Genomic DNA, 12,040 nt, shown 5'->3' on the forward strand with positions numbered 1-12,040 from the left:
GGCCTCTGACACCATGGTTTCCGTGAGCCATCCCTATGACGTCCCAGTTTCGCAGACGCGGCGCGCGGACGCCCCGGGGTAATTCGGGGAGCATTCCGGATGACTCGCGCCCAACTTCATCACGCCACGTTCGCCGGATCCCGTTCGTCGATCAAGTCCTTCAGCCCAGTTCGTCAGCCCGCTTTTCTTACTCGCAGGTCAGGACCACAGTGCCGTATTCATACGAAGCCCCAGTCTCACAGACGCTTTTCGACCGCGCGTCCGCCGTGACGCCCGGCGGCGTGAACTCACCGGTCCGCGCCTTCCGCGCCGTGGGCGGCACGCCCCGGTTCATGGTGTCGGGCACGGGCCCGTACCTCACGGACGCGGACGGTCGCGAGTACGTCGACCTGGTCTGCTCCTGGGGGCCCATGATCCTGGGCCACGCGCACCCCGAGGTGGTCGCCGCGGTGCAGGCCGCGGTGGCCCGGGGCACCTCGTTCGGCACCCCCGGCGAGGGGGAGGTCGAGCTCGGTGAGGAGATCGTCGCCCGCATCGAGCCCGTCGAGCAGGTTCGGCTGGTTTCCAGCGGGACCGAGGCCACGATGTCGGCCATCCGGCTCGCCCGCGGGTTCACCGGGCGCGCCAAGGTGGTCAAGTTCGCCGGCTGCTACCACGGCCACGTGGACGCGCTGCTCGCCGCGGCGGGCTCCGGTCTCGCCACCTTCGCGCTGCCCGACACGCCCGGCGTGACCGGTGCGCAGGCCGGTGACACCATCGTGCTGCCGTACAACGACCTGCAGGCCGTACGGGCTGCTTTCGCCGCCCATCCGGGGGAGATCGCCTGTGTGATCACCGAGGCCTCGCCGGGCAACATGGGCGTCGTGCCGCCGGTGGCCGGTTTCAACCAGGGGCTTGCCGATCTCTGCCGGGAGAACGGGGCGCTGTTCATCTCGGACGAGGTGATGACCGGGTTCCGTACCAGCCGGGCCGGCTGGTACGGGATCGACGGCGTGAAGCCCGATCTGATGACCTTCGGCAAGGTCATGGGCGGCGGCTTCCCCGCGGCCGCCTTCGGCGGGCGGGCGGACGTCATGGGGCACCTCGCGCCTGCGGGCCCCGTCTACCAGGCCGGCACCCTGTCGGGTAACCCGGTGGCCACCGCCGCCGGTGTGGCCCAGCTGCGGCTGCTCGACCAGGCCGCCTATGACAAGGTCGATGCCGTGTCGGAGGAGATTCGCGGGCTGGTGAGCGACGCGCTGAGCAAGGAGGGCGTGGCGCACCGGGTGCAGACCGCCTCCAACATGTTCTCCGTGTTCTTCACGGAGGCGGAGGTGCGGGACTACGAGGACGCCAAGGGGCAGGAGGCGTTCCGGTTCAACGCCTTCTTCCACTCGATGCTGGCGGGTGGCGTGTACCTGCCGCCGTCCGCTTTCGAGTCCTGGTTCGTGTCGACCGCCCATGACGAGCGGGCCGTGGAGCGGATCGCGGCCGCGCTGCCGGCGGCGGCCCGGGCGGCTGCGGAGGCCACGGCATGAGCGAGATCACCGTTGTTCACGTGATGCGGCACGGCGAGGTGCACAACCCGGACGGCGTGCTCTACGGCCGCCGCGCCGGGTACCACCTGTCGGAGCTGGGCCGGCAGATGGCCGACCGGGTCGCCGAGCACCTGGCGGACCGGGACATCACCCATGTGGTCGCCTCGCCGCTGGAGCGCGCGCAGGAGACCGCGGCGCCCATCGCGAAGTCGCACGGGCTGACCCTGGAGACCGACGAGCGGCTGATCGAGGCGGCGAACGTCTTCGAGGGCAAGACCTTCGGCGTGGGCGACGGGGCGCTGCGCAAGCCGGGGAACTGGAAGCACCTGACCAATCCTTTCCGGCCGTCCTGGGGCGAGCCGTATCTGGAGCAGGTGGTGCGGATGATGGGCGCGCTGGACGCGGCGAAGGAAGCGGCGCGCGGTCATGAGGCGGTGCTGGTGAGCCATCAGCTGCCGATCTGGATCGTGCGCAGTTTCGTGGAGAAGCGGCGGCTGTGGCACGACCCGCGGCGCCGGCAGTGCACGCTGGCCTCGCTGACCTCGTTCACGTACCAGGGCGACCGGATCGTTTCGGTCGGATACAGCGAGCCGGCCCGTGACTTGGTGCCCGCGCACTTGCTGGCGGGTGCGAAACCTGTGAAGGGAAAGGCAAAAGCGTTCGGAGCCTGACCTTCCCGGGCGATGATCGGGGCGATCGGATGACGTGAAAGTCATCTGGTCGCCCCGAAATTTTTGCGCTAATGGACGGAACCGCCGACTTCCTCCCTGCATCTCACTCAATGTCGTTTGGATGATCTTTTGGTCATACCGGGGTGTGGGATGGGGGCGCGATGAGCGGGATCACGCGAAGGGGTCTGCTGGGAGCCGGGGTCGGCGCCGCCGCCCTCGGTGCCGCCGGGTGCAGCTCCGGCCCGGACAGGCCGAGGCGTTCCGCGCCCGGCAAGGGCGGGCAGGCGTCCGAGACTCCCGGCAAGCCGCCGGTCAAGCTCATCGGCGACGGCTCCACCGCCGACACCGGCCCGCAGCCCCACCAGCCCCCCAAGCCGGTGCCGCTGGAGCCGGGACAGACGCCGCCGCAGTTCGTGGTCTTCTCCTGGGACGGGGCCGGCGAGGTCGGCAACGGGCTGTTCCCGCGCTTCCTGGAGCTCGCCAAGAGCCACGACGCCGCCATGACGTTCTTCCTGTCGGGCATCTATCTGCTGCCCGAGTCCAAGAAGGACCTGTACCGGCCACCGAACAACCGCGTCGGCGCCTCCGACATCGGCTACCTCACCGACGACCACATCAAGGACACGCTGAAGTACGTCCGCCAGGCCTGGCTCGACGGCCACGAGATCGGCACCCACTTCAACGGCCACTTCTGCGGCGGCCACGGCTCGGTCGGGAACTGGACCCCCGCCCAGTGGCAGAACGAGATCGAGCAGGCCGTCGGCTTCGTCACCGAGTGGAAGACCAACAGCGGCTGGACCGACCTCGACCCGCTGCCCTTCGACTACACGAAGGAGCTCGTCGGCGCCCGCACCCCCTGCCTGCTCGGCCAGGACAACCTGCTGCCCACCGCCAAGCGGCTCGGCTGGCGCTACGACGCCAGCTCGCCCGGCGGCCGCCAGACGTGGCCCACGAAGCGCCAGGGCATCTGGGACCTGCCGCTGCAGGCCGTGCCGTTCCCCGGGCACTCCTTCGAGGTGCTGTCGATGGACTACAACATCCTCGCCAACCAGTCCCGGAACTCCACCCAGGGCATGCCCTCGCGCTACCCGGGCTGGCGCAAGCAGGCCACCGGGGCCCTGATGGCCGGCTTCGACCGGGCGTACGAGTCCAACCGCGCGCCGTTCTTCGTCGGCAACCACTTCGAGCAGTGGAACGGCGGCATCTACATGGACGCCGTCGAGGCCGCGCTGAAGCAGATGGCCGGCAAGAAGGACGTCCGGCTCGTCTCGTTCCGTCAGTTCACCGACTGGCTCGACGCGCAGGACCCGAAGGTCCTCGCCAGGCTGCGCACGCTGGACGTCGGGCAGAAGCCCGCGGGCGGGTGGAACGCCTTCCTCACGGCTGCCTGACGCGCCCGCTTAAGCCCCCTTGACAAGGGTCTTTCCGGGCACGTAGGGGGGTGCCCAAGATCGGCGAAACACCCATGCGAAACTTTTCACATGAGCTACCGCCGTGCACCTCGTCGCACCCTGCTCGCCGTCGGGACCCTGACGGCGGCACTCGCGCTCTCGGCCTGCTCCTCGGACGACAAGGGCAGGTCCGGCGGAGGCGGCGACACCAACTTCGTCACCAACACCGGCGGTATCGCCACCGTCGCCAAGGGCGAGCGCAAGGCCCCGAACGCGATCAAGGGCGAGACGCTCGACGGCAAGCAGCTCGACGTCACCGACCTCAAGGGCAAGGTCGTCGTCCTCAACGTCTGGGGCTCGTGGTGCCCGCCCTGCCGCGCCGAGGCCCCGCACTTCGCGAAGGTGTCCGAGGAGCTCAAGGCCAAGGGCGTCGAATTCGTCGGCATCAACACCCGGGACGCCAACATCAAGCCCGCCCTCGAATTCGAGAAGGCGTACGCGGTCCGCTACCCGAGCCTCCATGACCCGGCCGGCAAGATCATCCTCAACGGTTTCCCCAAGGGCACGCTCAACCCGCAGGCGATTCCGTCCACCGTCGTCCTCGACAAGGACGGGAAGATCGCCGCGCGCTCCCTCATGGCCCTCAACGAGGAAAAGCTCCGCTCGATGATCGCTCCGCTGATCGCGGAGAAGTGACCCCGTGCTCCACCTCGCCGCCGAACTCGGCCGCAACGAGATGGTCTACAGCGGAGCCCTGATGCTCGCGCTGCCCATCGCCCTGCTCGGCGGACTCGTCTCGTTCTTCTCGCCCTGCGTGCTGCCCCTCGTCCCCGGCTACCTCAGCTACGTCACCGGCGTCAGCGGCACCGACCTCGCCGAGGCCCGCCGCGGCCGCATGGTCGCCGGCGCCTCGCTGTTCGTGCTCGGCTTCACCGCCGTCTTCATCTCCGGCGGCGCCCTCTTCGGGTTCTTCGGGCAGACCCTGCAGAGCTACCAGAGCGTCCTCTCCAAGGTGCTCGGCGTGCTCATGATCCTCATGGGCGTCTTCTTCATGGGGCTCATGCCCTGGCTCACCCAGCGCGAGTTCCGCTTCCACCGCAGGCCCACGACCGGGCTGCTCGGCGCGCCCGTGCTCGGCGCGCTGTTCGGCATCGGCTGGACACCGTGCTTCGGGCCCACGCTCACCTCGGTGAACATGCTCGCCTTCGACCAGGCCAGCGCCGGCCGCGGCGCGATACTGACGTTCGCGTACTGCCTCGGCCTCGGCCTGCCGTTCATCGTCGCCGCCATCGCCTTCCGCAAGGCACTCGGCGCGTTCGGCTGGGTGAAGCGGCACTACGTGTGGGTGATGCGGATCGGCGGAGTGATGATGATCGCGACCGGCCTGCTGCTGCTCACCGGCGTGTGGGACAGCATGGTCTCCGCGATGCAGACCTGGACCAACGGCTTCACGGTGGGGATCTAGTCCATGAGCAAGACAGAGCCGACCGGCGCGACCGACGCCGGCGAGCAGCAGGAGCTCGGCGCGGCCGCGGACCGGCTGTCGACCGCGCCCCGGGAGGACACGGGCATCGGCGGCCCCACGCTCGGCGTCGTCGGCTGGGTGCGCTGGTTCTGGCGGCAGCTGACCTCGATGCGGGTCGCCCTGATCCTGCTGTTCATGCTGTCGCTCGGTGCCGTGCCCGGCTCGCTCATCCCGCAGACCGCTGCGGACGAGCTGAAGGTCGCCCAGTTCAAGGACGCCCACCCGACGCTGACGCCGATCTACGAGAAGCTCCAGCTGTTCGACGTGTACAGCTCGGTGTGGTTCTCCGCCATCTACATCCTGCTGTTCGTCTCCCTCATCGGCTGCATCGTGCCGCGCTCCTGGCAGTTCGTCGGCCAGCTCCGCAGCCGCCCGCCGGGCGCGCCGAAGCAGCTCACCCGACTGCCCGCGTACACCACCTGGCGCACCGAGGCCGAGCCCGAGCAGGTCCGCGCGGCCGCCCTGGAACTGCTGAAGTCGCGCCGCTTCCGCGTCCATGCGGCCGGCGACGCGGTCGCGTCGGAGAAGGGTTTTCTGCGCGAGGTCGGCAACCTGGTCTTCCACCTGGCGCTGATCGTGATGCTGGTGGCCTTCGCCTGGGGCCAGCTGTTCAAGTCCGAGGGCGGCAAGCTGATCGTCGAGGGCGACGGCTTCTCCAACACGCTCACCCAGTACGACGACTTCAAGTCCGGCTCCCAGTTCAGCACCCACGACCTGGAGCCGTTCGGCTTCACGCTCGACTCGTTCACGGGCACGTACGAGAAGGGCGGCCCGCAGCGCGGCACGCCCCGCACCTTCGAGGCGGCCGTCTCGTACTTCGAGGCCGGCGGCAAGGAGAAGAAGGCGATCGTCCGGGTCAACGAGCCGCTGAAGGTCGGCGACTCGAAGGTCTACCTGATCGCCCACGGGTACGCGCCCGTCGTCACCGTCAAGGACGCCCGCGGCAACGAGGTCTTCAAGGGCGCCGTGCCGGTGCTGCCGATCGACAACAACATCACCTCGACCGGCGCGATCAAGGTCATGGACGGCTACCGGGACAAGAACGGCAAGAAGGAGCAGCTCGGCTTCCAGGCCTTCTTCGTGCCGACGTTCGCGGGCGCCGGCAAGGGGGACATGTTCTCCCAGTTCCCCGCTCTGGACTTCCCCGTCATGGCACTCACCGGCTACATCGGCGATCTGCGGGTCGACAGCGGCCTGCCGCAGAACGTGTACCAGCTGGACACGTCGAAGATGAAGCAGTTCACGGACAAGGACGGCAACAAGCTCGCCCAGCGCCTGCTGCCCGGCGAGACGATGCAGCTGCCGGCCGGCGGTTCGATCACCTTCGAGAAGGAGATCAAGGAGTGGGCCAGCTTCAGCGTCACCCAGCAGCCCGGCAACGGGCTCGCGCTGACCGGTGCGCTGGCCGCGATCGCCGGACTGTCGGCGTCCCTGTTCATCCAGCGGCGCCGGGTCTGGGTCCGGGCCGTACGGGGGGACGACGGCATCACCGTCGTCGAGATGGCGGGTCTTGGCCGGAGCGAGTCGGCCAAGCTCCCCGAGGAGCTGGCCGATCTGGCGGTCACGCTCAACGCGAAGGCGCCGACCGCGCCGGAAACCGTCACCGAAGGGGCTGAGCAGCAGTGATCATCGCCGCCGCCACGAACGAGAGCCTGGCGGAGATGAGCAATGTGCTCATCTACTCCTCCATGGCCGTCTACACGCTGGCCTTCCTCGCGCACATCGCGGAGTGGGTCTTCGGCAGCCGCAGCAAGGTCGGCCGCACGGCCGCCGCGCTGACGGAGCAGCCCGCCGAGGCCGCCACGGCGCCCGCGGTGACCGTGCAGCACAAGGGGGCGCGAAGCTCCAGTGGAGCCGGTGCTAGCACCGGAGGCGGCACGGCCGTCCTGGCCAGGCCGAAGGTGGTCACCCGGGCCGTCGCCGGTGCCCGTGACGTACCGGACGGCCCCGGCGCGGCCGGCGGCACCGCCAAGGGCGACCTGTACGGCCGGATCGCGGTCTCGCTGACCGCGCTGGCGTTCCTGATCGAGGCGGGCGGCGTCGTCACCCGCGCGCTGTCCGTGCAGCGGGCCCCCTGGGGCAACATGTACGAGTTCTCGATCACCTTCTCCACGGTGGCCGTCGGCGCGTACCTGGGCTTCCTCGCCGCGCGGAAGAACGTCCGCTGGATGGGCCTGGCGCTGGTCACCACCGTCCTGCTCGACCTGGGCATCGCCACCACCTGGCTGTACACCGAGAGCGACCAGCTGGTGCCGGCGCTGCACTCGTACTGGCTGTGGATCCACGTCTCCACCGCGATCTTCTGCGGCGCCGTGTTCTACCTGGGCGCGGTCGCCACGCTGCTGTACCTGTTCCGCGACTCGTACGAGAACAAGCTGGCGACCGGCGGGAACCCGGGCTCCTTCGCCCGCTCCGTCCTGGAGCGGCTGCCCGCCGCGGCCTCCCTGGACAAGTTCGCGTACCGGGTCAACGCGGCCGTCTTCCCGCTGTGGACGTTCACGATCATCGCGGGCGCGATCTGGGCGGGAGACGCCTGGGGCCGGTACTGGGGCTGGGACGCCAAGGAGGTCTGGTCCTTCATCACCTGGGTCGGCTACGCGGCGTACCTGCACGCCCGCGCCACCGCCGGGTGGAAGGGCCGCAAGGCCGCGTACATCGCGCTGATCGCTTTCGCCTGCTTCCTCTTCAACTACTACGGCGTCAACATCTTCGTCAGCTCGAAGCACTCGTACGCGGGCGTCTGACGTCGCGCTCGCGTTCCCCGGGCCGCCGCGCGACGCTGGAGGTATGACCACCCAGGCGATCTCTCACGGCATCGGCACGACGCAGCACGGCGACGAGCACACCCTGAGGTTCACCCTGGACCTGCCGCACCCGCGGATCGCGGTCTGGGCGGCCGTCGCCACACCGGAGGGCCTGCCGCAGTGGCTCTGCGCGGCGGACCCGCTGGAGCCACGGCTGGGCGGGGCGGTGACGCTGCGCTGGCTCAACGGGCCCACCGTCGTCTCGGGGCGGGTGACCGCCTGGGACCCGGAGGTGGTGGCCGAGTACACGGTCGACCCGCCGCACGGCCGGATCCGGTTCCATCTGGAACAGGGTCCCCGCGGCGCGTCGACCGTGCTGCGTTTCACCAACGCGTTCCACGGCACCCACGACGAGAAGCTGGACACGCTGGCCGGCTGGCACGACCACTTCGAACGGCTCGCGCGGGCCCTGGACGGGCAGCCGACGGACTGGCGGCTGTGGACCGCCGAGCGCTGGCAGCAGCTGCGCGACCTGTACGAGCGGGACGAGGCGCCCTGGCCGAAGTGGGAGCCGTAGGGCCTGTCAGTCCCGCTTCGGCGGCAGGCAGTCCGCGGCCGGCGGACGCCCCTCCGGCCAGGCGAGCTGCACGAAGCGCTGCGAGCCGTCCGGGGCGAGTTCCACGATCGGCACCGCCTTGTCGTACGGGTTGCCGTGGTTGTCCAGGCAGATCCAGCCGCTCGCCCCGCGCACCCGCAGCGAGCCCTTCACCTGCGGCCACTGCGTCGGCACGTCGGCGAGCGCCGGGTAGTGCCGCCCCTCGCCGGTGGCCTGCCGGATCGCGTGCACGGCCGTCGCCATCGCGTCGTACGCGACGATCGCCTGCCCGTCCTGCAGCGCCGGCTCCGCCTCCGCGGCCGTCAGGTCCGCCAGGAACCGGTTGTAGTCCGTCGTCGAGCCGCCCGCCGCCGGGACCGGCCGGCCGGGCGCCGGCGTCCAGGCGTCCGGGTGGGCGAGGGACGCGAACCGCACCGTCAGCCGGGCCTTCAGGGCGTCCCGGTCGAGCCGCCCGTCCGCGCCCAGGTACGAGCCCTCGTCGCCGGTCAGCACGGTGAAGCGGCGCTCGGCGCAGCCGCGGTGGCCGAGCGCGTTGATGAACTGCCGCAGCTGGGTGTGACGGCCGGCGAAGAACACCGTCTCGGCGCGGGTGTCGCAGATCAGATGGGTGATCTGGCGGAAGGTGTTGGCGGTGGTGCCCTCGTCGGTCGGGTCCGGCGGCGAGGTGAACAGCTGCGGCTCGTACGGGGCGCCCTTGAGGGACGTGGCGAACGCGGCCTTCAGGGTGTCGGTGTAGTGGTCGCCGGAGCGGGTGTCCTGGACGAGCAGCGCCTTGGCCGCGTCGACCTTCCCGAAGTGGGCCAGCGCCCTGGCCTCGTCGCCGTTGGTGGGGGAGACCCGGGCGAGTCCGGGGAAGGGGGTGCGGCCGGGGCCGTTGGCGAGGTCGTCGGCGGTGATGGTGGTGCCGACGACGGCGATGCCCGCCTTGGTCAGCGCGGTCACCGCCTCCCGTACGGGGGTGGAGCTGGTCGCCACGCCGGAGACGGCGCGCAGCCGGTCGGGGGCGCCGGTCATCGCCTTCAGCCTCTCGACGACGGGCTTCCACTGCGCGTTGTTCCTGCCGGTGTTGGCGAGGACCAGGCGGATCTTCGGGGTCTGGTCGTTGGAGGCGTGGTTGGCGCGCCACTGGTAGGCGTACGCGCCCTGTATCTCGTGCAGCACCTTGATCCGAGTGCCGGGGTCCGGCGAGCTCAGCGGCAGCAGCAGCGCGACCGTGGCGTACGTGTCGGGCCTGAGGGTCTTGTTCTCGCGGGCGATCGCGGCCGCGGCCTTCGCGAGCGTGGGGACGCCGAAGGTGTGGCCGTCGCCGTTGACGCCGATGCACTCGGTGCTGCCGGCGGGCCGCTCGACGCCCGGGGCGCAGGAACGGTCCTCCGGAGTGGTGGCCCGGTCGACGGCCCAGACGACGGCCGCGGTCAGCACGATCAGCGCGAGCGCGGACGTGACGATCTTCTGACGCGTGGTGTAGAAGACGCGGTAGCGCAGACGGTGGGGCATGGTCGTCAGACTCCGTCCTCCCGGCCGGGCGGGACGGCGACCGTCCGCCAGGCGCGGATGTCCCTCGGCCAGTGGGTGGCCGCGTCCCAGAGCGGACTGTTGCCGGTGAGGTGCCGCCCGGACAGCTGGCGCAGCTCGTGCGCCAGCTTGTCGGCCACGTCGTCGTCGGGCAGCGCGAGCGGGTCGGCCAGCAGCCACAGTGCGTGCAGCAGCCGCCCGAGGCACAGGTGCAGTTCGACGTCCTCGTCGTCGAGGCCGCCCGGCAGCGGCCCGGCCGGTTCGCGGCCCAGCGCGATCGCCCGGCGCGGGTCGGGACCGGGGCGCTGCTGCTCGCGCGGGTACGGCGCGTCGGCGAGGAACCGCAGCCGCCGCAGCCAGCCGTGCACGTCCGGCGCGGGGAACGTGACCCGCAGGTGGGTCACGGCCTCCTCGGTGCGGCCGAGCGCCAGGTCGTGGTGGAGCCGGTACGGGTCCGGCGCCGGCCCGTAGTACTGGCGCAGGGTCTCGTGGACGGCCCGCCAGGTCGCGTACGCGGGCGCGTCGCCGTCGTGGAAGCGCAGCCGGTGCAGCAGCAGGGCCCGCAGCAGCGGGTCGGCCACGAAGTGCTCCCGGCCCTCGGGCCAGTCCTCGGCGCGCAGCCGGTCGCGGACCGCGAGGACGAGGTCGCCGTCCGGGGCCTCGGCGCGCAGCCGGGTGCGGGCCAGCATCCGGGCCGAGTCCTCGTCGTGGGCGGCGGCGAGCACCGCGAGCGGGCCGCGCCGGACCTGCGGAAGGAGCGCCTTGAGCAGCGTCGCGGCGACGGGCACGGGCGCGCTGTCCTCGCGCAGTTCGACGGTCAGGTCGAGCAGGGCGGCGGGGGTGAGCGCGGCCCGCTGCGCGGCGGGGGCCTCGGCGGCGGCCCGGCCGAGCAGCGCGACGCCGAGGGGGCGGCCGCCGGTGAGCCGGTGGACGCCGCGGGCCAGGTCGGCGGGGGTGCGGCCGGCCGGGTCGAGCCGGTCGAACGCGGACTGCGTCTGGGCGGGGGAGAGCGGGGTGAGGCCGACGGCGAGGATGCCGGAGGTGACGTCCGTGCCGCGCGGGCAGGGCGCGCGGTGCGCCGTCTCCGGCAGCCGCAGCCGGGTGGCGTGCCGCAGCGTCTCGTGCTCGTGGACGCGGGAGGCGGCGAGGACGACGACCTTGTCGCGGCGGCCGTCGGCGCGGGCCCGCAGCAGCGGTTCGAGCAGCCGGCGGCCGAGCGGGTCGTGCGCGTTGTCGAGCAGCAGGACGGGCCGGCCGCGACGGGTGCCGACCTGGGTGAGCCCGGTGTACGCGCGGCCCAGGTCCTCGACCAGCGCGCCGACGAGGAAGTCCTCGGCCTCGCGGCGGCGCCGGCCGCCCTGCTCGAAGTCCACGGCGAGCTGCTGCAGCCCGGCGCGGCCGCGGCCGCCGGCGTTGCGGTAGGCGCCGTAGAAGGAGTCGGCGCGTTGCTGGAAGCGGCCGAACACCTCCTCCAGGACGGTCTCCACGGTCGCCTCGGCGAGCAGTCCGGCCATCGGCACGCTGCTGGTCTCGGCGGCGCGGGCGGCCAGCTTCGACAGGACCTTGGTGACCCAGGTCGTCGCCGCGCCCTTGGTGGCGTCGACGGTGGCCAGCACCGGCCCGAGCCGCTGCAGATCACGCCGGGCCCGCTCGTCGTCGTCCTGCGCCCAGCTGATCGAGGCGACGGCGACGAGCCCGAGGGACAGCCGCGGGAACTGCACCGGCTTCGCCGCGTGCACCCTCGGCGACAGCTGGACGGCCAGTTCGCCGAGCGCGCCGGTGAGCGGGTTCCAGCCGGGGCCGTGGTCCGCGGGCGGCTCCAGGCGCGCGCAGTCGAGCAGCGCGAGCGGGGTGGCCTCCCGGTAGGCGTTGCGGAGCTGTTTGAGCAGCGCGGTCTTGCCCATGCCGCGGCCGCCGGTGAAGACGGTGACCGGTGGGTCGTCGCCGTGCTCGAACGGCACGCGGGCGAAACCGTACGGGCTGAGGCCGATCAGCCGGGCGGCGAGCCCGGATTCCGCCAGTATTGCCTCGCGGCCGTACAGCTCTCTGTCCACCAACCGA

10 protein-coding genes are annotated in these 12,040 nt (G+C 71.4%); 8 read left to right on the forward strand and 2 right to left on the reverse strand.

The window, feature by feature from the left end:
- Positions 1-209: 209 nt before the first annotated feature.
- From hemL to ABZO31_RS18975, 8 genes are all read left to right on the forward strand, one after another.
- A complete protein-coding gene (gene hemL, locus ABZO31_RS18940) occupies positions 210-1,517 on the forward strand; it encodes a glutamate-1-semialdehyde 2,1-aminomutase (protein ID WP_406862415.1) in 1,308 nt (435 codons plus the stop codon).
- Positions 1,514-2,188, forward strand: coding sequence for a histidine phosphatase family protein (locus tag ABZO31_RS18945; protein WP_406862416.1), 675 nt, complete (start codon positions 1,514-1,516; stop codon positions 2,186-2,188). The genes hemL and ABZO31_RS18945 overlap by 4 nt, the downstream gene beginning before the upstream one ends.
- A 161-nt stretch (positions 2,189-2,349) precedes the next feature.
- On the forward strand, positions 2,350-3,579 hold the full coding sequence (locus ABZO31_RS18950) for a hypothetical protein (protein ID WP_406862417.1): 1,230 nt from the start codon (positions 2,350-2,352) through the stop codon (positions 3,577-3,579).
- Positions 3,580-3,669: 90 nt separating this feature from the next.
- Positions 3,670-4,275, forward strand: coding sequence for a TlpA family protein disulfide reductase (locus ABZO31_RS18955; RefSeq protein ID WP_406862418.1), 606 nt, complete (start codon positions 3,670-3,672; stop codon positions 4,273-4,275).
- Positions 4,276-4,315: 40 nt separating this feature from the next.
- Entirely contained in the window at positions 4,316-5,044 is a 729-nt protein-coding gene (locus ABZO31_RS18960; RefSeq protein ID WP_406865403.1) for a cytochrome c biogenesis CcdA family protein, read from the forward strand.
- A gap of 3 nt (positions 5,045-5,047) precedes the next feature.
- Positions 5,048-6,730, forward strand: coding sequence for a cytochrome c biogenesis protein ResB (gene resB / locus ABZO31_RS18965; protein ID WP_406862419.1), 1,683 nt, complete (start codon positions 5,048-5,050; stop codon positions 6,728-6,730).
- Positions 6,727-7,848, forward strand: a complete 1,122-nt coding sequence (ccsB, locus tag ABZO31_RS18970) for a c-type cytochrome biogenesis protein CcsB (protein ID WP_406862420.1) — start codon at positions 6,727-6,729, stop codon at positions 7,846-7,848. Before resB ends, ccsB begins: the two co-directional genes overlap by 4 nt.
- Before the next feature lie 43 nt (positions 7,849-7,891).
- A complete protein-coding gene (locus ABZO31_RS18975; RefSeq protein ID WP_406862421.1) occupies positions 7,892-8,425 on the forward strand; it encodes an SRPBCC domain-containing protein in 534 nt (177 codons plus the stop codon).
- A 6-nt stretch (positions 8,426-8,431) separates the two neighbouring features.
- Here ABZO31_RS18975 and ABZO31_RS18980 read toward each other — a convergent pair whose 3' ends face one another.
- On the reverse strand, positions 8,432-9,961 hold the full coding sequence (locus ABZO31_RS18980; protein WP_406862422.1) for a hypothetical protein: 1,530 nt from the start codon (positions 9,959-9,961) through the stop codon (positions 8,432-8,434).
- Positions 9,962-9,966: 5 nt separating this feature from the next.
- Positions 9,967-12,033, reverse strand: a complete 2,067-nt coding sequence (locus ABZO31_RS18985) for a hypothetical protein (RefSeq protein WP_406862423.1) — start codon at positions 12,031-12,033, stop codon at positions 9,967-9,969.
- Positions 12,034-12,040: the final 7 nt, after the last annotated feature.

This window comes from Streptomyces solicamelliae (assembly GCF_045348655.1).
GTDB lineage: Bacteria > Actinomycetota > Actinomycetes > Streptomycetales > Streptomycetaceae > Streptomyces > Streptomyces solicamelliae.

Bases quoted from the DNA above. Each gene is read 5' to 3' on its own strand.
- ABZO31_RS18975 (WP_406862421.1), top strand. From the start codon at position 7,892: ATGACCACCCAGGCGATCTCTCACGGCATCGGCACGACGCAGCACGGC.
- ABZO31_RS18945 (WP_406862416.1), top strand. From the start codon at position 1,514: ATGAGCGAGATCACCGTTGTTCACGTGATGCGGCACGGCGAGGTGCAC.
- ABZO31_RS18950 (WP_406862417.1), top strand. From the start codon at position 2,350: ATGAGCGGGATCACGCGAAGGGGTCTGCTGGGAGCCGGGGTCGGCGCC.
- ABZO31_RS18955 (WP_406862418.1), top strand. From the start codon at position 3,670: ATGAGCTACCGCCGTGCACCTCGTCGCACCCTGCTCGCCGTCGGGACC.
- ABZO31_RS18960 (WP_406865403.1), top strand. From the start codon at position 4,316: ATGGTCTACAGCGGAGCCCTGATGCTCGCGCTGCCCATCGCCCTGCTC.
- resB (WP_406862419.1), top strand. From the start codon at position 5,048: ATGAGCAAGACAGAGCCGACCGGCGCGACCGACGCCGGCGAGCAGCAG.
- ABZO31_RS18980 (WP_406862422.1), bottom strand. From the start codon at position 9,961: ATGCCCCACCGTCTGCGCTACCGCGTCTTCTACACCACGCGTCAGAAG.